Below are 20,035 nucleotides of genomic sequence, written 5' to 3'. Positions count from 1 at the left end.
GCTAAACTCGGTGCTTGTGACTAGCAGGGTTGAATCGGACGCACCGGAGTTGGATACAGAGCTGCGCAGCCGCGCGTGGAAAGACTCCGCGCTGTATGCGGGCGCGCGCATTGTGCTCTTCGTCGTACTCACCGCGCTCATCAAGGGGGCGGCGGTGCTCATTGATTCCCCCGTGCCCTGGCTCATCTGCGCGCTGCTGGCCCTCCTCGTGGCCTTCCCGCTCTCGTTACTGCTCTTCAGCTCCCTGCGGATGCGCGTCACCGGCGAAATGGCCGAGTGGGATGAGCAGCGCAAGGCCCACAAGAAGTGGGTGGAGGAAGAACTAGCCAATCGCTAAGCGGCGCTAGCTGGCCAGCGTCAGCGCCGCAGCGATAACGAGGGAAAACACCAGCATCCCGCGCCCGGTCAGCCCCAGCACGGGGATGAGTGCCGCACCGGTGGCGCCGCCACGCACTGGCCGCGCCGCGGCCACAAGGAAGGGCGCCGCCAGCACACCCACCACACACCACCAAGTGGCACTGACTGCGAGCAGCAGGATGGCCACCAGCGGCACGGCTATGAGCGCCAGCCACAGGGTGCGGGTGCGCTTATCACCGAGAATCACCGCCAGCGTGGTTTTCCCGGTGGCGCTATCGGAGGGGATATCGCGCAGGTTATTGGCTAGGTTCACCGCGGCCGACATCGCGCCCACGCTCACCGCCAAGACCACGCCCACGGCACTGATGGAACCCGCTTGGGTGAACTCGGTGCCCAGCACGGCCACGAGGCCAAAGAACACAAACACGGACACCTCGCCCAGCCCGCGATAGCCATAGGGGCGCGAGCCACCGGTGTAGAACCACGCCCCCGCGATACAGGCGATGCCTACCAGGATCAGCCACCACGCGCTCAGCAGCGAGAGCACAATCCCCGCTAGTGCGGCCACCCCGAAGGCAGCGAATGCGGCGCGCTTGACCTTCGCCGGCGCCGCCAGACCCGAGCCGGTGAGCCGCAGCGGCCCGGAGCGATCATCATCGGTGCCGCGGATCCCATCCGAGTAGTCATTGGCGTAGTTCACGCCCACAATCAACGCCCATGCCACCAGCAGCGCCAGCAGGGCGCGGGGCAGCGAGGCCCCTTGGGCATAGGCGGCGGCCCCCGTGCCGGCAATCACGGGGGCGAAAGCATTGGCCCAGGTGTGCGGTCGGGCCCCTTCGAGCCAATCGGCGGCGGTCGCGGTGGAGCGGGAGTTCTGCATAGCTACTATTTCTACCCGCGGCCCGTCCCCTCGTGGCGCTTGGGGTGCTGAACTCAGCGCCGGGGTCTGCTCGGCTAATCTCAAGCGTGTGTGGCTGAACTATCTCTCTACCGCGGCGATCAACGCGCTGCGTCATCTTCCCTTGCTGCTGCGGCTGGTGTGGCGCAACCACACCTCGCGCACCCCTGTGCCGCAGCACCCCCACGTGGTCATTAGCCTCAGCAGCTATGGCCGCCGGCTGCGCTGGGTGCATCTCGCCATCGAATCGGTGGCGCATGCCTCCCCGGTGGAATTGTGGCTCGAACCGCAGGACTATCACGCCCCGCGCTCGGCCGGTCTGCAGCGGCTCTGCGCCCGCGGCCTGCGCATCCGCCAGGCAGAACCGGGCCTGGGGCCACACACCAAATACTTACCGGCGGCGCGGGCCCACCCGCAGAGCTGGCTCATCACCATCGACGATGATGTGCTCTACCCGCCCGCGTGCGTGCCGCAGCTCCTTGCGGCGGCCCGGCCCACGCAGATCACCGCGCACCGCGCCCACCGGATCAGGCTGCAGGGCCAGCGCATCGCCCCCTATATCCACTGGAATCCCGTGCGCAGCACCCGCGCCTCGCTTTTGCACGTGCCCACCGGGGTGAGCGGGGTGTGCTACCCGCCGGGGTTCGTGCAACGGCTCGCCCAGCTGCGCCGCGAGGATATTGCCCCCAGCCTGCACTGCGATGATCTGCTGCTGCACCACACCGCCCTGCGCGCCGAGCTGCCCGTGGCGCAGGTGGCGCACACACCGCGCACCTTCCCGCTGCTGCCCTCAGCGGCTCTGCACCCGCTGGTGCGGGAGAACCTCGCCCACGGCAATGATGCCGCCATTGCGCGGCTCTATACCCGAGATGACGTCGTCACGCTCGATCAGGCGAATCGCTAGAACAGCCGCGCCACCGCCCGCCGATCCACCTTGCCCGGGCCGGTGAGCGGCAGGGCGTCTACCCGCAGCAACTGCTTCGGCAACTGCCAGCGGGGAAGATGATCGAGAGCCTCAATGATCTCGCCTACCCGCGCCGTGCCGGTATAGGCCGCCACAATGGCCTGGCCGAGGCGCTCATCGGGGATGCCGGTGACACACGCTGTGTCTACCCCAGCGATATTGAGCAGCTCTTGCTCCAGCACCTCGGGGTGCAGCTTCAGCCCGCCGGAGGAGATGATCGCATCGAGCCGGCCGGTCACCTGCAGCAGGCCATCCGTGATGTGCCCGCAGTCATTGGTCGAAAACCAGCCTGGGTGGGCAAAAGCATCCGTGTCTTGCGGGCCCACATTGCGGTAGCCGCGGGCCACCATCGGCCCGCCCAGATGAATCCGCCCATGCTGCCCCGTGAGTTTCACCGAAGCCCACTCGATGGGCACGCCATCGTAGATACAGCCGCCCGCCGTCTCCGAGGAACCATAGGTGCACACCACGGAGATCCCGAGGCGCCGGGCGGCGGCGCGGGTGCTTTCGGTGGTGGGTCCGCCGCCGACCAGGATGGCGTCGTAAAGCCGCAAAGCCTCGATGCCCTGCAGCGACGCCAATGCCTTGTGCAGCTGGTTGGGCACGAGTGCGGTGTAGAGCGGATCCTGCCCGGCAGCGCGCCGGGCCTGGGCGGTGGCGCGGGCGAAGGCGGCGAGGTGAAAGCCGCCGGAGACATCGAGGGTGGTGGGGGTGGTCTCGGCGAGGATGCTGCGGATAAGCACCTGCAACCCGGCGATGTGATGGGCGGGCAAGGCCAAGAGCCACGCCCCCGGCCCGTGCAGGGCATTATGGGTGGCCACCGCCGAGGAGGCGAGATTCTCGCCGCTCAGCAGCGCCCCCTTGGGCGTGCCGGTGGAGCCGGAGGTGGAGACCACCAGCGCCACCTCGGGATCGATCTCCTCGCCGACGCGCATAGTGCGGGCCAGCTGCTGGGCGCGGGAGCGGTCCCGGGCGGGCAGCGGCAGCAGGCTGCGTTCACCGGCGAGGGCCGCGGCGAGATCAGGCAGGATGGCGGCAGGGTCAGCGGGGGAGACAGGCAGGGCTTCCAGCATGAATCTCATGGTAGCCGCGGGCCTGCTAGTAGGCGGCGAGGGAGGAGGAGTGGGCGTCGAAGCGCGCAATGCCCTGGATGGCGGGGAAGGCGCGCTGCGCGCAATCCGTGCGGGCACACACCCGACAGCCGGGGCCGATGGGCACCGCGGCGGCCGGGTTATTCACCGGCAGCGCATCGAAATACACCATGCGCCCCGCGTGCCGGGCCTCGCAGCCCAAGCCGATCGCGAATTCCTTGCCGCCCTGGTCGAAGGTGCCATAGCGATGGCTGACGGTGCGGGCGACCCACACATAGGTGCGGCCATCGGGCATAGAGGCATATTGGCGCTGCACATGCCCTGGATTGGAGAAGGCCTCGTAGACATTCCACAGCGGGCAGGTGCCGCCGGAATGAGTGAAGTGAAAGCCCCCGGCGGACAGCCGCTTGGACATATTGCCGGCGCGGTCGACGCGGATGAAGGTAAAAGGAATGCCCCGCCGCTCAGGGCGCTGCAGCGTCGAGACGCGGTGGCAGATGGTCTCGAAGCCGAGGCCGGTGTAGTTGGCCAGGTACTCCAAGTCATAGCGGGTCTTGTCCACCAGTTCGTGGAACTCGGTATAGGGCAGCAGCAGCGCGGCGGCGTAGTAGCTGGCCAGGCCGCGCAGCGCCAGCAGGGAGGATTCACGGGTGCTGAAGTCCGCCTCCTCGACCAGCCGCTCCAGCTCTAAGCCGTGCTCGAGGTGGGCGAGCACACTGGCGATCCGAAACGCCTGCTGGCCTGGTCCGATGAGGCTGGAGATCTCCAGCGTGGCGGTGCTGGGGTCATAGCGGTGCAGGGTGGTGCCGGTGGTGGTGGGCAGCACTGTGACCCCGTGCTGCTCGGTGATGTACTGGTGCAGCGCCGCCAAGGTGGCGGGAGTAGAGCTGAGCTGCAGCCCCAGCTTCTGGTGCAGCTGCTCCGCCGCGGTGTCGAGCTGGTGGAAGTAATTGTTATTGGCGTGGATGAAATCCCGCACCTGCTCGTGGGGCATCTCCAGCAGATCGCCGGTGTGATCCTTCATCTCCTCGCTGTGGCTGCGTTCGTCGGTGAGCAGCGAGAGCTTATCGCGGATGATGCGGTAGCGCCGGTGCATGTCCACGATGGTCTTGGCCACCGTGGGGTGATCGGCCACCACCTCGGAGAGCTCGGCCAGATCCACCGGCTGGGCCACCAGCTCCTTGTCCGCGATCACGTCTTTGACCTCGGCGAGAAGCCGAGAATCGTCCTCGTGGGAGAAGAAGGTGGCGTCAATTCCGAAGGCCTCGGTGATTTTGGACAGCACCGATACGGTCAGCGGGCGCACATCGTGTTCAATCTGATTGACATACGAGGCGGAAAGCCCCAGCGTGTCCGCGAGGGACGCTTGGCTGAGGTCACGTTCCCGCCGCAGCTGCCGCAACCTAGAACCCACGTATGTTTTTCCCATAGAGACATAGTACGTGAGCGGCATCACCTCAACCGGATCGCGGCCCGCCCCAGGGGCAGCGCCTGTTCACCCGCGTATTCGGGGTGTCCGCGCGCCGGGCTGCGGCATATATACGCCCACCTATGGGTGTGGTTTTCCGCGGTTCTACCCCTGATGCGGCGCCATCTTGAGCGTTGTTTATGGGGCTCTTATCGACGCCCTGAGCTGGTCATATATCCCGCTATGGCGGCGGTGGGACTGGGGTGGGGTGCGCTGAGCACTCGTGGGCCCGATGCTGGCGCGTGAGGTGAATTAAGAATCAAAAATGTTGCGTAATTGCGGATCGCGAAAGTGCCCCCGATAGGGGTTGATTGTGGAGCTTGGGGTAAATGTGAATCTCGAAACGGCCCACCGACCGCGTATCCTGATAGAGGAATGAGAATTCGCAGTGAACTGCCATAATGGCCGCGCAGCACACTTCTTCTAGAGGCGAGCCTAACCTAAAGAACACAGAACATGCTAGTTATAGCGTTGTGAGTTGGGTCACCCCGTGATGGAGCGAGTGGTTCCGCCTGTGAAAACGGCCGTAAGGTATTAGCGACACTGGAGGTGCCATGACTGTTAAATATGACGACCGTGACGCAATCGCGCACGGCAAAATTACTGAAAAACCACTCCGCGAGCGGCCGGGTTATCCCACCTGGGCCGTGAAGCTCACGATGGCGATTACCGGCCTGATCTTTGCCGGATTCGTCGTCGTCCACATGGTGGGTAACCTGAAGATCTTCTTGCCGGATCATGATGGCCGCCCCGCGCTCGACGAGTACGGCGAGTTCTTCCGTACCGTCGGTGAGCCCGTTATGCCTTATGGGTCGGTGCTGTGGATCCTGCGCATTGTCCTGCTGGTGGGCATTATTCTCCACATCTGGGGAGCCTTCACCATCGTGGGCCGTGCTCACCAATCCCGCGGCAAGTTCCGCCGCACCAACAAGATGGGCGGTCTGCAGAGCTTCGCGACGCAGACCATGATCGTCACCGGCATCGTGCTGCTGGCCTTCATCATCTTCCACATTCTGGACCTGACCGTTGGTGTCCAGCCGGCAGCATCCGCGTCCTTCGAGCACGGTGAGGTATACGCCAACGTTGTGGCAACCTTCAGCCGTCCGGCCGTGGCCATCTTCTACATCATTGCTCAGCTCTGCCTGTTCCTGCACCTCACCCACGGCATGTGGGTGGCAGTGAGCGACCTGGGCATTGTGGGTAAGCGCTGGCGTGCTGTGCTCTCCTTCGTTGCTTACCTTGTTCCCGCCATCGTCCTGATCGGCAATGTGCTGATCCCCGTCGCAGTCCTTGCGGGCTGGGTCAGCTAAGGATTCCAGGAGAGTTAAGTTCCATGAGTAAAGAAATCGATACGTCCTTCCTCGACAACTTCGAGGCTCCTGCCTCCGTAGTGGAGGGTGTGACCCTCGGCTCGGTCCTCAATGACCAGGCACCGCACGGCGTCGTTCCTACCAAGGACATGTGGGAATACCAGAAGGACCACATGACCCTGGTCTCCCCGCTGAACCGCCGTAAGTTCAACGTGATCGTGGTGGGCACCGGCCTCTCCGGCGGCGGCGCAGCCGCGGCTCTCGGCGAGCTCGGTTATAACGTCCAGTGCTTCACCTATCACGACGCCCCGCGTCGTGCGCACTCCATTGCTGCCCAGGGTGGTGTGAACTCCGCCCGCGGCAAGAAGGTGGACAACGACGGCGCCTACCGCCACGTCAAGGACACCGTGAAGGGCGGCGACTACCGCTGCCGCGAGCATGACTGCTGGCGTCTGGCCTATGAGTCCGTGCGCGTGATCGACCACATGAGCGCCATCGGTGCTCCCTTCGCTCGCGAGTATGGCGGCACCCTAGCCACCCGTTCCTTCGGTGGTGTGCAGGTTTCCCGCACCTACTACACCCGTGGTCAAACAGGCCAGCAGCTGCAGCTCTCCGCTGCATCCGCGCTGCAGCGCCAGATCCACGAGGGCACCGTTGAGATCTTCACCCACAACGAGATGGTGGATTTGATCATCAACGAGCGTGAGGGCGGCAAGCACTGCGATGGCGTGGTCATGCGCAACCTCATTACCGGCGAGATCAAGGCCCACACCGCTCACGCTGTGGTACTGGCCACCGGTGGTTACGGCAACGTCTACCACATGTCTACGCTGGCAAAGAACTCCAACGCATCCGCCATGATGCGTGCCTACGATGCGGGCGCCTACTTGGCTTCCCCGTCCTTCATCCAGTTCCACCCGACCGGCCTGCCCGTCAACTCGCACTGGCAGTCCAAGACCATCCTGATGTCGGAGTCGCTGCGTAATGACGGCCGCATCTGGTCCCCAGTGGTAGAGAAGGACGACCGCGACGCCAATAGCATCCCCGAGGAGGAGCGCGACTACTTCCTCGAGCGCCGCTACCCGGCATTCGGTAACCTCGTGCCCCGCGACGTGGCCTCCCGTGCGATCTCCCAGCAGATCAACAAGGGCCTCGGCGTTGGGCCGCTGCACAACTCGGCGTACCTGGACTTCCGCGACGCCATCCAGCGTCTCGGCGAGGACAAGATCCGTGCTCGTTACGGCAACCTCTTCACCATGTATGAAGAGGCCACCGGCGAGAACCCCTACAAGGTGCCGATGCGTATTGCCCCCACCTGTCACTTCACCATGGGTGGCCTGTGGACCGACTTCAACCTGATGACCTCCGTGGATGGTCTCTTCGCCGCCGGTGAGTGCGGTTGGACCTACCACGGTGCGAACCGCCTCGGCGCGAACTCGCTGCTCTCGGCATCTGTGGACGGCTGGTTCACCATCCCGTTCACCGTTCCGAACTACCTCGGCGAGCACCTGGGCAAGGAAGTCCTCTCCGAGGACTCTCCGGAGGCCAAGGCCGCCGTGCAGCGCGCGAAGGACCGCATCTCCACGCTGATGAACGTCAAGGGCGACCACGGCCCGGAGTACTTCCACCGTCAGCTCGGTGAGATCCTGTACTTCTCTTGTGGCGTGTCCCGTAACGAGAAGGACCTGGCCGATGGCATCGAGAAGATCCGCGCCCTGCGCAAGGACTTCTGGGCCAACGTCAACATCCCCGGCAAGGCCGATGAGATGAACCAGGTGCTGGAGTACGGCCTGCGCGTGGCCGACTACATCGACCTGGGCGAGCTCATGTGCGTCGACGCTCTTGACCGCGACGAGTCCTGCGGTGCGCACTACCGCGAGGATCACCTCACCGAAGACGGCGAGGCCCGCCGTGACGACGAGCACTGGTGCTTCGTCTCCGCCTGGGAGCCCGCCGGCGAGGGTAAGTTCATCCGCCACGCCGAACCGCTGTACTTCGAAGCCGTTCCGCTGATGACAAGGAATTACAAGTAATGAAACTGCATCTAGAGATTTGGCGCCAAGCTGGCCCAAACACCGAGGGACATTACGAGCCTGTCGAGGTTCCGGACGCTGTACCGCAGATGTCGGTCCTCGAGCTGCTCGACCACGTCAACTCCCAGTACGTTGAAGAGGGCAAGGAGCCTTTCGCCTTCGCCTCTGACTGCCGCGAGGGTATCTGCGGAACCTGTGGCGTGATGGTCAACGGCCGTCCGCACGGCCCCCTGAAGAACACTCCGGCCTGCCAGCAGCGCCTGATGGACTTCAAGGATGGCGACAAGCTGCAGATCGAGCCGATGCGCTCCGCCGCCTACCCCGTGATCAAGGACATGGTCATTGACCGCTCCGCCCTTGACCGCGTCATGCAAAAGGGTGGCTATGTCACCGTCAACGCGGGTACCGCGCCGGACGCTGACACCATGCACATGAACTATGAGGACAACGAGTTCGCACTGGATCACGCAGCCTGCATCGGCTGTGGTGCCTGTGTGGCCGCCTGCCCGAATGGTGCCGCTCACCTGTTCACCGGCGCCAAGCTGGTGCACCTGCGCATGATGCCTCTCGGCAAGGAAGAGCGCGGCCGCCGCGCCCGCAATATGATCGACGAGCTGGAGACCAACTTCGGCCCCTGCTCGCTGTACGGTGAATGTGCCGATGTGTGCCCGGCCAGCATCCCGCTGACCGCTGTGGCATCCATCAACTATGAGCGGGCCCGAGCTGCATTCTCGGGCAAGGATCGCTAAGCTTATTCTTAACATTTGCTTAACTTGAACGAAAGGCAAGGGTATGTCTGCGAAGAAGGTTTCAGACAAGGAACTGCGCATCGAGGACAACTACATCGAGGGCTATGATCCCGTGAGCTTGGAGGCACCGCACTCCTCGCTGCTCAAGAGCTCCACTTGGTGGGGTATGGGCATCCTCCTCTCCTCGATCGCTTTCTCCGGCATCATCCTGTTCGGCCTGGCTTCAGGCTCGGTGGATTCCCAGGCCAACGCTTCCACCTACGTCATGGTTGGTGCGGTCGCCACCCTCGCGGTGCTGCTCTTCGGAGTGGGCCTCGTGAAGTACGGTCGCCGCGACTACAAGGCGTACGTCAAGCGCACAGGACGCCACAACTAGGCCGCTGACATACCCCTCAACCTCGTTCAGTACCTCACCACCGCGGCCCCGCACAGCGGGGCGGGTGGAACGAGCTGACTGGCGCGGGTGAAGCGTCAGCGCTCCGTGTTCAACTCAGAGCCGCCGAGTCGGATCCCCGAAGATCTGGCCCGGCGGTTTTGGCTATGTCATTCCCCAGTGCAGCGGAGAGGAGGTGCCCGTGAATAACCGCACCCGCTGGATTATTCTCATGGTGCTCATCACCATCCTCACTCTGCTCGTGGGGCTGCGTTTCATCAGCACCGGCCTGTCCATGATCTAGGCCGCACCCCGCGCCCGCGCCGGAAGAGTGTGGCGCAGGAATACCCTGTGTGCTGGGCACATCTCGCTCGCATCGCAGCAGATGCGCTATAGTACAACAGTTCATCCCAGCCGCCGCCCCATCCGAGGCGGAGGCTGCACCTAGTACCTAGCTGAGAGTGACAACATCCATGGGACGACACTCACTCGGCCCCGCTGTATCTGAGGCGGAGGCTACCGCGCCCACTGCCCCCGACCCCACCTCGGGGCGTCTGGCCGTTCCCGGCCCCTCCTCAGAGACGGAGGCCGAGCGCCGCCGCAGCCTGCGCAAACACAAGGCCATAGCCACCGGCCTGCTGCTGCTGGCCACCGTGGTGTATCTCTTCTGCCGCTGGTTGGAAGCTCAGCCGGGCGACACCGCCACGTGGGTTGGCTTCGTGCGCGCCGCCGCCGAGGCCGGCATGATCGGCGGCTTGGCGGACTGGTTCGCGGTGACCGCGCTCTTCCGCCATCCGCTGCACCTGCCGATCCCGCATACCGCGATCGTGCGCAATAAGAAGGACCAGATCGGCGAGTCCTTGGCGGGCTTCGTGGGGGATAACTTCCTCAACGCCGAGCTCATTACAGAGAAGGTCTCCCAGGCCCGGATCCCCGAGCGCATCGGCGAGTGGCTGGTGGCCGAGGGCAATGCGGAGCGCACCTCTGCCGAGGCCGGCCGATTGCTCGCCGCCATTGTGCGGGAGTTGGACCCCGCAGAGGCGGAGGCCATTATCCAGCGCGGTCTCATCGATCGCCTCGCCGAACCGGAGTGGGGGCCACCTGCTGGCCGCATCCTCGAGGGGCTGATCGAGGAAGGCAAGACCGAGCCGGTGGTGGATGCCGTCGCCGCTTGGGCGGATGAGAAGGCCCGTGCCTCCGAGGATCTCATCGACCGCATCCTCGGCGAGCGTGCCCCCAGCTGGGCGCCGCGTTTTGTTAATGATCTCGTATCGGACAAGGTCTATCGCGAGCTCACCGCGTGGACGGCCGCTGTGGCCCGCGATAAAAACCACGAGGCCCGCCGCGAGATGCGCCGGGTGGTGGCCCGCTTGGCCCATGATCTCCAGCACGATCCGGAGACCATCGCCAAGCTGGAGAGCTGGAAGGCCGATGTGCTCGGCTCCAGCGCGATCCAGGGCGCCCCCGCCGCCATCTGGCGGGGTGTATCCTCCTCCATTGTGGAGGCCGCCGAGGATCCCAGCTCGGTGCTGCGCACCAAGATCACCGCATTCGCGCGCGACTGGGGCCACAGGATCTGCGAGGATGAGCAGATGCGTGCCTCCCTGGAGCGTCGCATTATCGATGGTGCGGCTTTCTTGGCCAATAACTACGCAGATGAGATCACCGCGATCATCTCGGAGACCATCGAGCGCTGGGACGCCGAGGAGGCCAGCGACAAGATCGAACTCATGGTGGGCAAGGATTTGCAGTTCATCCGCCTCAACGGCACCATCGTCGGTGCCTTGGCGGGACTGATTATCTACTCGCTGTCCCACCTTCTCTTCGGCGCCCTCTAAGCGCCGTTTATTCCCCGCACCCGCCAGAGGTGTCTCGCTGCTGAGACGGTAAGGTGGGTGCCACGACGCCCGCTGTCTAAGGAGCTCCGCTGATGTCGCTGTTAACCATGATCCTCTACTGGCCGGTCGCCATCGCCGGCGCGCTTGGCGCTGTACTGATCGCCAATACCCGCCCCGACGCTTTCGAGGCCGCCGGCCGCAAGGACAAGTGGACGTGGTTCGGCATGGTGCTGGGTTCTACCCTCGCCACCCTCATCGGTTTCCCGATTCTCGCCTGGGTCGGCATCGTCGTCATCGGCGTCTACTGGTGGGATGTACGCCCCCAGATCAAGAGCATCCTCAACGGCGACTACTACTAGCTGTATCTAGCGCTCAAGGGGGCGAACTCGCCGAACATTCTCCCTAGGCTAGACCCATCCTTCTTCTGCGGCGAGCTTATAAGCCTCGAAGCGATTGGCCCCACCGGTTTTAGTAATAGCGGAGCTGAGGTAATTGCGAACCGTCCCTGGGGCGAGATGAACGGCGGCAGCGAGCTGATCTACACTACTTCCCTCGGGCACTAACTCGAGTAGTTGTTGTTCCCGCGCGCTTAGTGGGTTGGGGATGGCGTCGAAGGCCGCAGCGGCGACGCAGGAATCGATGTAGCGTCGTCCCGCGTATACGGCCCTAATTGCGGCGCCAAACTCCTCTGCCGTGGCCGTTTTAGGCAGAAAACCCGCAGCCCCAGCAGCGAGGGCGTGTCGAAGGCCTTTGGGCTGGGCGTGGCTGGTGATGATGAGTACGGCGCAACCGAGGACAGTGAGTTTCTCGGTAATGGCAATGCCATCAAGGTCAGGCATGTGCAGATCCACTACGCCTACGTCTACGGGATGCACCCGCACCCAGTCCAGCAGTTCTTTTCCGGAGAAACAGGTGGTGTGGACCTCAAGATCGGGCTCGAGGGAGAGCAGGGTGGCAAGGGAGGTGGCGATGAGTGTTTCGTCATCGGCCACGGCCACGCTGATACTGTGCGGCTGAGTCATGGGGTGTTGTTCTCCTCGGTTGCGCCCCAGTGCAAAACCGCACTGACGCGATCATTTGAGTGCTGGGTGAGTGACAGCGAACCCCCTAGCGGGACGCAGCGTTGGCGTATAGTAGCTAGCCCAGAGAGCGGGCCCACGGGGTTAGCGGCGCCGTCGTTAGTGATACTCAGGGACTGTGGGCTGATCTCTACCGCTACATGCTGGGCGTTCGAGTGGCGCAGCACATTGGTGGTGGCTTCACGGATAAACCAAGCAAGCATCGAGTGATCTATTGTGTGCTCGGTTAAGTCTTCGAAATCACCGTATACGCTCACAGCGATACCGGCAGTGACGAGCAGGGAGCGGGCGCTGTCTAATTCGTTGGCAGGATCGACGGTGCGGTAACCGCGAACCACTTCCCGCATCTGTTCGGAAGAATCATGGATCAGGGTGTGTAACTGGCGTAGTTCCGCACCCAGACGCGGATCGTTTTTCTCTGCGAATGCCGTGGCGAGCTGGGTTTTCATGGACATCGCAGCTAGTTGATGACCGAGGCTATCGTGCAGTTCTTGGGCGATGCGCAGTCGCTCTTGAGAGAGTTGAAGCGCCGCTTCCACGTCGTGGATGCGCCGCTGATTTTTGAACACATCGAAGGTCCAGCGTGAACACCACGTGGAGACTCCTCCGATCAGTGGCCAGATCATGATCGGCCACCCCAAGTACTCGATCACAGGGATCAACACAAGGGTGAGTAGCAGGGCGATGATCAGTGGGTTCCTGCTCCACGGCACTAGAGTGAAGCCGGCATTCACACTGCAGCTGAACCAGAGCATCACCCCGACATAGAGTCCTACCTGCCCGCCAATGTTGATTAACAGCGCACTTAACCCAATCGCGCAAGCGGTGTAGGCAGCTCCCCAGCGGGTGCAGAGTCGGGAGAGACGGTACTGCTTCGCAGAGGTGTGCACGCGCAGGGCTGGGGCGAAACACAACGCTCCGACACCGAGGGCGAAAGCGGGAAGCACTAGGGCTAGGTAGATGAATAGCGGCCAAATGCCTGCGGTATGCAGCACATACTGCACCGTATTGGGGATGCTCATCATCACCACGAACATCGGCAGAGCCACCAGTGTTGCGCAAGTAACCATGGAGAGCGCAGCGGGGGTGCGAATCAGCGAGTTCATAGGCGTCTCATTCTACTGCCGGTTGGTGTAGGAACCTGGGCACGGCTAGCAATTTAGCGGCGGTCCCAGCGCATTACTCTCGGTACAAGTAGCACGAGCAACACACACCACGCCACGAGTTTCAGTGCGACCATGCTGCCGGAGTTGAAGGTTTCGCTCATGCTTAGGGTGGTGGCGTGTGTGGCCAGTGGGTCGCTTTGACCCGTCCATCCTAGGTGGATGAGGTCCAGCAATACGCCGAAGGGGTTGCGAGCCGCGATGGCGGCGAGAGTATCAGGCAGCAGATCACGCAGCGCGGGAAGCGAGATCATGCTTAGGGCAATTAGAGGTAAAGAGGTCACCTGCGCGGCCTCGGCGTTGAAAGTATAGGCGGAGGTGATCAGTGCGAGGGAGGCGGCAACTACCGTTCCTCCGACAATCGCCAGTAGGTAGAACACAATATTGATCGGTAGTGCGGAGCCCAGTGCCACGCTCAGAATTGCGCCGAGCATACTACCCAGCAATGCGAATAGCGAGGACGGGATGCAGATCGCCAAAAGAATCTCGCGGTCGCTGGCTTCCCCCGTGCGCAGTCGGGTGAGTACGCCCTCGTCTCTGCGGGTGGTGGCCATAGACAGCACAGAGTAGTAGACCACAAACGTCTCTGCCATGAGCACCAGCATCTGCAGCGCCATGGAGGCGGCCGTACGGGAGGCCTCTGGTGATTCGGCGCCTGAGATGTCGCGCAGGAATAGCACAGGGATGAGGAGCAGAACGAAGACGGACATAAAGAGAATTACTTTGTTGCGGCGAAATTGTATCCACTCAGCGCGGGCGAGTGAGAGCACACGGCGAGGGGAACGAGATCTGGATGAGATTGTGGTCACTGAGTTTCTTCCTTCTTGGTGATCTGCTGCAAGGGGGCTGTGTCATCCGTGAGCTGTGTAAATACTTGGTTCAGGCTGGCAGGTTTAGCGCTGAACTCTTGCACGGGGATCTGTTGCTGATGGGCATGAGAAAGCACTGTGTAGGCGTCGTATTGGAGATAGCTGGTGTTGATGTGTACTTGTGGGCCGTGTGCGTTGACGGTGCCGCGGATTCCGTCAACAAGCGCGGGCGTGTACTGGGGTTCACAGGTGAAACTGATGGTGGCGGGCAATGTGGAGATCAGCTCGTGGAGGGTGCCGTGGAGGTGAATCTTGCCGTGATGCATGATGGCGATGCGATCACACAGGGCCTCGGCTTCGTCGAGATAGTGGGTGGTGAGCACTATGGATATGCCGCGGGCGGTGAGTTCCCGCAGTAACTGCCAGGTAGCCTGCCGCGATTCGGGGTCTAGCCCAGTGGTAGGTTCATCGAGAAAAAGCAGCAGCGGGTCGCCGATGAGGGCGCAGGCGAGATCAAGACGGCGCTGCTCGCCGCCGGAGAGCGATGCGACGCGGGTTTCGGCGCGGTGTTGTAGATCGACATCAGTGAGTACCTGAGTTGCAGGGCGGGGTGTAGAGCAGGTGCCGCGCCACATGTGCAGCGTCTCTGCGACAGTGAGCTCGCGCGGCAGCCCACCGGATTGCAGCATGATACCCACACGAGGGCGCACCTGAGCTCGATCAGTATGAGGATCGAGTCCGAACACTCGGACGGTGCCAGCCGTGGGGCTACTCAGCCCCTCCAGCATGGAGAGGGTGGTCGTTTTTCCTGCGCCATTAGTGCCGAGAAGCCCAAAAATCTGCCCACTGTGCACATCGAAGCTCACATCACGCACCGCCTCAAAGCTCGAGTGTCGTGTTAGCAGTGTGCGAGAACCGGTGCGATAGCTGTGCCGCAGGCCGCGGGCGCGAACTATCGGATCAACAGTGGGGGCGTGGTGCGTAGTCATGACATCCACTATGGGTGGCAGAGTAGGGGTGGATGTAGTGTGTTTTGCCACCGGTGTACATGACATCTGTCATGAGCAGGCTTATCGACGCCGCCCAGCAGCCGCCCTGGGTGCAGTGATCCGCTAGCCTTAGAAGCCATGACATGGTTGATGGCCCTGCACCCGGGCGTGACAGATGAGCAGATCCGCGCCCGCGTAGAGCAGGCAGTGCAGGAGGGCGCTGCTGCGGTGGTGATTCCCCCGCACAAGCTGCACGTGGCACAGCACGCGAGTGTGCCGGTGCTCTCCACGGCTGGCTGGCCGAGCGGCAACCACGCGCCGTTGATCAAAGCCTCCGAGGCGCGCCTCGCCGTACAGACCGGGGCGGAGGGAGTGCTGGCGATGCTCGACCAAGCCGGCGAAGAATCCCATTTCTTCTCCGAAGTCGCCCTGCTCACGGAGGCAGTTCCCGAGCCCGCTGGGCTGTGGATCGTGCTCGGCCCAGACTCTGACCCGGCACAGCACGAAGCCCGTGCCGAGCAGGCACGGGCCATGGGGGTGCGGGGAGTCATCAGCGCCGTCGCAGCGCGCGGCTGCGGGCGACTCTACCCGGACAGGGTCGAGATTTAGAGCTGCTCCTGTAGGCTGTTGAGATCCACATTATCGCCCACCGCGACCACGCGCAGGCCAGTATCGACGACCTCCACCTCGGTGATCGTCAGATCCACCGTGGCTTCGGCGACCGCTACCTGAAGGGCGCGGCTAATTTCCTCGGAGAAGGCGTCGGGAAGCCGCACGGTGCCCACCTCGACGCTATCCACCTGAAATTCCAGCTGATTGGAGCCGACACGTGGGGTGAGAGTGAGGGTGGCGAGGCCGTCATTGATGAGCACCCGCACCTTCTGGCCGGCGGTGTCGATATCGGTGACCTCGATGAGGCTGGCGAAGAAGTTGCCATCGCTGCGCTCCGCCTTGGTGCGCTGCGCCATGGCCAAGAGATACTCATCGGGCAGGATGGCGTCGGCGGCGAAGTGACCGGCCATGAGGCGCTTGCCGCGAATATCGAGGTTCTCGATGTCCACGGTGGCCTTCGGAGTGCCGGTGACGGTCGGTTCCGTGGGATGCGCCTCGGTGGAGACAATCTCCAGGGTGTTCTCCGTGTCGACGGTGAGGTGATTGACGGTGCCCGTGGCGGCACCCAGCAGCAGCGGGGAGGCGCCGAAGCTCACCGAGGAGCCGGGCACTTCCTCAGTGATGCGCTTACCCACATAGAAGCGGGTACCTACCTCGGCCACCACCGCGATCACCAGCAGGGCGAGGAGCAGGCCAATAAGAATTTTCATAGGGGACTTCGAGGACCCGTGAGAAGCAGACATCTCTAACAGTGTGCTCGAAAACGGGGGAGTGGGCAACTATGGCCGGCGGCGGGCGCTAGCGCGGCGCCACGGCGGCGAAGTCCACGGTCACCACATTATCCCGCACCCCGCGGCGCCAGCCGTGCAGCGGATACTGGGTGGCGAGGGTCTCCAGTGCGTGCCGCCAGCGGATGCGCGGGCCAAAACTCGACCAGCCGGCCGCCTGATCCCAGGCGGCGTCGGCGGCGCGCAGAAAATCATAGATTCGCTCCCCGGCCACATTGCGGTGGATGAGGATCTTCGGCAGCCGCTCGGCCACCAGCGAAGGGCGCGGCGTATGGTGCGGGTCCCAGGCTAGGGTGAGAGTGCGCGGACCGTGGTGATCCAGTAGTACCCACGAGCTACGCCGCCCCAGCTCATCGCAGGTGCCGTCGATAAACATGCCGCCGTCGGCGAGGCGTTCGCCCACCGCCTGCCATACCTCGGGCACATGGGCAGCGTCGTATTGGCGCAGCACATTAAAGGCCCGCAGCAGATGCGGGTGATAGCCGGCGAGTTCGAAACCGCCCAGCTCAAAGCGCACCCCATCCCGCGGCGGCAGCACCCTGCTGGGCTCGATTTCGAGACCGACCACCGCAATATCGGGGCGGGTGCGGCGCAGCCAGTAGGCCCACTCGCAGGTGGTACGAAACGAGGCCCCGTAGCCGAGGTCGATGGCGAGGGGCGCGTCCACGGAACGCAGCAGCCTGCGCACCTCGGGCTGGTAGTGCAACCAGCGATCGAGTTTGCGCAGGCGGTGTGCTCCGGTGGTTCCTCGCGTCACCACGCCCACAGGTCCACTCGTCGGGCGGCTGAGGGCGTGGGAAGAAAAGGCGAGGTTATGCGCGTGATCGGCCATGATATTACAGCGCCTCGACGCGCAGCGAGAGTCGCGACACGAGCGGCCTAGGAGTGAGAGGAAATCCACTCTTCGGTGAGCTTCGCCTCGTTAGCGAGCAGCTCACCCACTGCATCGGCCACCTTGGGCTCGATGGCCGGGCCCATGAAGGGGATGTCCACGGTAATGACGTTGTTGTAGGTGAGGGTGGTGGAGGAGTCATCGCCACTCAGGGCGATCTCGCCCTCGAAGTCCACCGGGGCGCCCTTCACATCGGCGGTATAAGAGCCCTCGGTGGAGGTGCCCTCGAGAGCCGTGTAGTTAACCACGCGCTTGATCTTGAGTGCCTGGCTGATCATGGCGCTCACGGCTTCGGGCAGCATGTCGGTGGGCATGACCTCGAAGAGCACAGCCTTGGCGCCGTTATCGTCGGCAGTGAACTCGTGCACCTCGCCCGGCTCGGGGGAGAGGGTGGCGGTGTTGTGATCCCAATACGCCTTGTTTGCAAACGCAGCGTAGACGTCTGCGGGCGGGAAATTAATGGTCACGGTGGTAGTTGTACGAGTAGCCATGGCAATAAGACTACCGTTAGAAGGGTGGACGACTCGACTTTCACCCCTAATTACTCCCAGTTGGCATCGAAACTTGCTGCGTGTGAGGGCCTTTCGCTCCAAGACATAGCGTTGGCGGATCTCACTACGCTCCGACTCGGCGGGCAGCCGCGCCTCACCGCCGTGGCGGATACTCCCACGGCCGCGATAGAAGCACTGCGGCTCTGCGACGCCGCCAGCGCGCCCGTGCTGCCCATCGGCGGCGGCTCTAACCTCGTGGTGGCAGACGGCCCCCTCGAGTTGGTGTCCCTGGTGCTGAATTTCCGCGCGATCACGGTGGACGCCGACAGCGGCCTGCTCCGGGCCGAGGCCGGCGCGGTATGGGACGATGTGGTCGCCGCCAGCGTCGAGGCCGGCCTGGGCGGCATCGAGTGCCTGTCCGGCATTCCCGGCTCGGCAGGTGCCACGCCGGTGCAAAATGTGGGCGCCTATGGCGTGGAGATCGCCGATGTGCTCACCCGCGTGCACCTCTACGACCGCAGCACCGACACCGAGCAGTGGGTAGACGCCAGTGCCCTCGAGATGTCCTATCGCTACTCCAACCTGAAGTTCACCCAGCGCGGCCTCGTGCTGGCCGTAGAATTCCAGCTCCGCACCGATGGTCTGTCGGCGCCGCTGCGCTTCGGGCAGCTGGCCCGCGAGCTCGGGGTATCCGCGGAGGAAGACACCCCGCGTCGCGCCGCCGCCACCGTGCGTCAGACCGTGCTCGCGCTGCGACGCGGCAAGGGCATGGTGCTTGACGACGCCGACCCCGACACCTACTCCGCCGGATCCTTCTTCACCAACCCCATCATCGACGCTGCCGATGTGGACACGGTACGCGCCAATGTGGCGGCGCTCGTGGGTGAGGAGGAGGCCGCCGCGATGCCGGTATTCCCCAGCGGCGAGGGGCGGGCCAAGCTTTCCGCGGCTTGGCTGATTGAGCGTGCCGGCTTCCACCGCGGCCACCCCGGCCCAGACGCGCCCGCGCGGCTGTCGACGAAGCACACCCTGGCGCTGACCAATCGTGGTGCGGCCACCTCGGCGGACCTAGTGGCACTGGCCCGCGAGGTGCGTGACGGGGTGAGCGAGCGCCTCGGGGTGACCCTCGAACCGGAACCGATCTGGGTGGGCGTGAGCCTCGATTAAGGCGGAACCACCCCTATTGTCTGGGTGGAACCTTAGAATGGCGAACAAGCCCCGACAATCTACGCCGCGGCGTGTACGGCCGTGACACAAGAAGTGAGTGAGCAACGATGACGAACACTGGCAACCCTGGCAACCAGTCCGGCCCTTTCCGCGACCCCAATGAGCCTCAGTGGCAAGCGAGGCAGGGGCAGACGGATCCGCCCACTCAGAACATGCAGCCTATTCAGCAGCCTTACTCGCCTGATGCGGATTTCGCCGCCCCCGCCGGCGCGGCCGCTGGCTATGGTCAGCCGCAGAATTATGGCCCGCCACCGCAGCAGCAGCCGAAGAAATCCGGGGGAAAGACCGCCGCCATTATCGCGGGCGTGATCGTGCTCTGCCTGTGTGTCGTCGGCGCTGCCATGGTGCTCGCCCGGGTGCTGAGCGGCGGTGGCGGGGACGATACCCCCACTCAAGCGGTCGGGAGCAGCTCTGAGGAGGAATCCGTGGTGGAAACCGTGGTGGAGACGGTGACCGAGGAGGAAAGCACCCCTGCGGAGACCAGCAGCTCGAGTCCGTCCTCCTCCACCTCATCGTCTGAGAGCTCATCTCCCTCCACTCCCTCCACCACGACTGAGCCGCGGGATCATTTCCGCCCCAATGGCACCTATGCGGGCTCGACGAACACCTTCGAGTACTACACCGGTAGCTCCGTGACCACGAAGCCCTTTGCGAAGGCTGTGGCCAAGGAGATGGTGCCCCACGCCAATGCCACCGATGTGTTCACGATTCACGCCACCTCGCCGGTGACGAATAAGGAATACGAGATGAAGTGCGTGCCGCAGAAGGCTGATGGTTTCACCTGCAGCGGCGGCGATAATGCGGTGGTTCACCTCGTGCGGAAGTAGACCGGATCGCTCAGCCGCGCGAGCCGCCCAGCGGCCTCGCGTGAGGTCCGAAAAGAAGAGCCCGCCCCATACTATGG

The 20,035-nt window shown here is 63.6% G+C and carries 21 protein-coding genes; 11 read left to right on the top strand and 10 right to left on the bottom strand.

Translation table 11 applies throughout. The features are described 5' to 3' along the window. Positions 1-16 precede the first annotated feature (16 nt). A complete protein-coding gene (locus tag GBB14_RS05240; RefSeq protein WP_225976591.1) occupies positions 17-337 on the top strand; it encodes a DUF4229 domain-containing protein in 321 nt (106 codons plus the stop codon). 6 nt (positions 338-343) lie between these two features. Here the strand turns inward: GBB14_RS05240 and GBB14_RS05235 are convergent, their stop codons facing one another. Then, positions 344-1,237 carry a 1,4-dihydroxy-2-naphthoate polyprenyltransferase gene (locus tag GBB14_RS05235; protein ID WP_151529317.1) on the bottom strand — a complete coding sequence of 298 codons (894 nt, stop codon included), beginning with the start codon at positions 1,235-1,237 and terminating at the stop codon, positions 344-346. Positions 1,238-1,325: 88 nt separating this feature from the next. Between GBB14_RS05235 and GBB14_RS05230 the strand changes: the two genes are divergently transcribed. After that, positions 1,326-2,159: a glycosyltransferase gene (locus GBB14_RS05230; RefSeq protein ID WP_151529316.1), complete on the top strand. Its 834-nt coding sequence runs from the start codon at positions 1,326-1,328 to the stop codon at positions 2,157-2,159. Here GBB14_RS05230 and menE read toward each other — a convergent pair. Together menE and ramB are read right to left on the bottom strand one after the other, a co-directional pair. Beyond that, the gene (gene menE / locus GBB14_RS05225) at positions 2,156-3,292 is read right to left on the bottom strand and encodes an o-succinylbenzoate--CoA ligase (protein WP_151529315.1); all 1,137 of its coding nucleotides are present in this window, start codon (positions 3,290-3,292) and stop codon (positions 2,156-2,158) included. The genes GBB14_RS05230 and menE overlap by 4 nt on opposite strands. A gap of 25 nt (positions 3,293-3,317) precedes the next feature. After that, on the bottom strand, positions 3,318-4,739 hold the full coding sequence (gene ramB, locus GBB14_RS05220) for an acetate metabolism transcriptional regulator RamB (protein ID WP_151529314.1): 1,422 nt from the start codon (positions 4,737-4,739) through the stop codon (positions 3,318-3,320). Between the two features lie 593 nt (positions 4,740-5,332). Here ramB and GBB14_RS05215 point away from each other — a divergent pair. The 6 genes from GBB14_RS05215 (at position 5,333) to GBB14_RS05190 (ending at position 11,440) form a co-directional block, all read left to right on the top strand. After that, the gene (locus GBB14_RS05215) at positions 5,333-6,088 is read left to right on the top strand and encodes a succinate dehydrogenase cytochrome b subunit (protein WP_151529313.1); all 756 of its coding nucleotides are present in this window, start codon (positions 5,333-5,335) and stop codon (positions 6,086-6,088) included. Positions 6,089-6,111: 23 nt separating this feature from the next. After that, positions 6,112-8,121, top strand: a complete 2,010-nt coding sequence (locus GBB14_RS05210) for a fumarate reductase/succinate dehydrogenase flavoprotein subunit (RefSeq protein WP_151529312.1) — start codon at positions 6,112-6,114, stop codon at positions 8,119-8,121. Beyond that, the gene (locus GBB14_RS05205; protein WP_151529311.1) at positions 8,121-8,870 is read left to right on the top strand and encodes a succinate dehydrogenase/fumarate reductase iron-sulfur subunit; all 750 of its coding nucleotides are present in this window, start codon (positions 8,121-8,123) and stop codon (positions 8,868-8,870) included. The genes GBB14_RS05210 and GBB14_RS05205 overlap by 1 nt, the downstream gene beginning before the upstream one ends. A 43-nt stretch (positions 8,871-8,913) precedes the next feature. Next, on the top strand, positions 8,914-9,246 hold the full coding sequence (locus GBB14_RS05200) for a hypothetical protein (protein ID WP_151529310.1): 333 nt from the start codon (positions 8,914-8,916) through the stop codon (positions 9,244-9,246). A gap of 470 nt (positions 9,247-9,716) precedes the next feature. After that, on the top strand, positions 9,717-11,081 hold the full coding sequence (locus tag GBB14_RS05195) for a DUF445 domain-containing protein (protein ID WP_151529309.1): 1,365 nt from the start codon (positions 9,717-9,719) through the stop codon (positions 11,079-11,081). 92 nt (positions 11,082-11,173) lie between these two features. Then, positions 11,174-11,440 carry a DUF2516 family protein gene (locus GBB14_RS05190; RefSeq protein ID WP_370451579.1) on the top strand — a complete coding sequence of 89 codons (267 nt, stop codon included), beginning with the start codon at positions 11,174-11,176 and terminating at the stop codon, positions 11,438-11,440. Positions 11,441-11,488: 48 nt separating this feature from the next. Here GBB14_RS05190 and GBB14_RS05185 read toward each other — a convergent pair whose 3' ends face one another. The 4 genes from GBB14_RS05185 to GBB14_RS05170 are packed head-to-tail and all read right to left on the bottom strand — an operon-like array spanning position 11,489 to position 15,121. After that, complete coding sequence (locus GBB14_RS05185; protein WP_151529307.1) at positions 11,489-12,103, bottom strand: response regulator transcription factor; 615 nt, start codon at positions 12,101-12,103, stop codon at positions 11,489-11,491. Next, positions 12,100-13,266: a sensor histidine kinase gene (locus tag GBB14_RS05180; protein ID WP_151529306.1), complete on the bottom strand. Its 1,167-nt coding sequence runs from the start codon at positions 13,264-13,266 to the stop codon at positions 12,100-12,102. Before GBB14_RS05180 ends, GBB14_RS05185 begins: the two co-directional genes overlap by 4 nt. A gap of 53 nt (positions 13,267-13,319) precedes the next feature. Continuing rightward, the gene (locus GBB14_RS05175; RefSeq protein WP_192796179.1) at positions 13,320-14,093 is read right to left on the bottom strand and encodes an ABC transporter permease; all 774 of its coding nucleotides are present in this window, start codon (positions 14,091-14,093) and stop codon (positions 13,320-13,322) included. A gap of 35 nt (positions 14,094-14,128) precedes the next feature. Then, positions 14,129-15,121 carry an ABC transporter ATP-binding protein gene (locus GBB14_RS05170; protein ID WP_151529304.1) on the bottom strand — a complete coding sequence of 331 codons (993 nt, stop codon included), beginning with the start codon at positions 15,119-15,121 and terminating at the stop codon, positions 14,129-14,131. A gap of 138 nt (positions 15,122-15,259) precedes the next feature. Here GBB14_RS05170 and GBB14_RS05165 point away from each other — a divergent pair, with 138 nt between their 5' ends. Then, positions 15,260-15,730 (top strand): hypothetical protein, encoded by a 471-nt coding sequence (locus GBB14_RS05165; RefSeq protein WP_151529303.1) that lies wholly within the window; start codon positions 15,260-15,262, stop codon positions 15,728-15,730. Here the strand turns inward: GBB14_RS05165 and GBB14_RS05160 are convergent. From GBB14_RS05160 to GBB14_RS05150, 3 genes are read right to left on the bottom strand one after another with little or no spacing between them, the layout of a single operon-like run. Then, entirely contained in the window at positions 15,727-16,476 is a 750-nt protein-coding gene (locus tag GBB14_RS05160) for a DUF2993 domain-containing protein (protein ID WP_151529302.1), read from the bottom strand. The genes GBB14_RS05165 and GBB14_RS05160 overlap by 4 nt on opposite strands. Positions 16,477-16,531: 55 nt before the next feature. Further along, complete coding sequence (locus tag GBB14_RS05155) at positions 16,532-17,353, bottom strand: class I SAM-dependent methyltransferase (protein WP_151529301.1); 822 nt, start codon at positions 17,351-17,353, stop codon at positions 16,532-16,534. 47 nt (positions 17,354-17,400) lie between these two features. Then, positions 17,401-17,904 carry a DUF2505 domain-containing protein gene (locus GBB14_RS05150; protein WP_151529300.1) on the bottom strand — a complete coding sequence of 168 codons (504 nt, stop codon included), beginning with the start codon at positions 17,902-17,904 and terminating at the stop codon, positions 17,401-17,403. A 24-nt stretch (positions 17,905-17,928) separates the two neighbouring features. Here GBB14_RS05150 and GBB14_RS05145 point away from each other — a divergent pair, with 24 nt between their 5' ends. After that, a complete protein-coding gene (locus GBB14_RS05145) occupies positions 17,929-19,071 on the top strand; it encodes a UDP-N-acetylmuramate dehydrogenase (protein WP_192796178.1) in 1,143 nt (380 codons plus the stop codon). 107 nt (positions 19,072-19,178) lie between these two features. Next, positions 19,179-19,958, top strand: a complete 780-nt coding sequence (locus GBB14_RS05140; RefSeq protein ID WP_151529299.1) for a hypothetical protein — start codon at positions 19,179-19,181, stop codon at positions 19,956-19,958. Positions 19,959-20,035 lie beyond the last annotated feature (77 nt).

The sequence above is a fragment of the Corynebacterium sp. 51B genome (assembly GCF_008930785.1).
Taxonomy (GTDB): domain Bacteria; phylum Actinomycetota; class Actinomycetes; order Mycobacteriales; family Mycobacteriaceae; genus Corynebacterium; species Corynebacterium megadyptis.
This window is presented reverse-complemented; position numbering and strand designations above follow the sequence as displayed.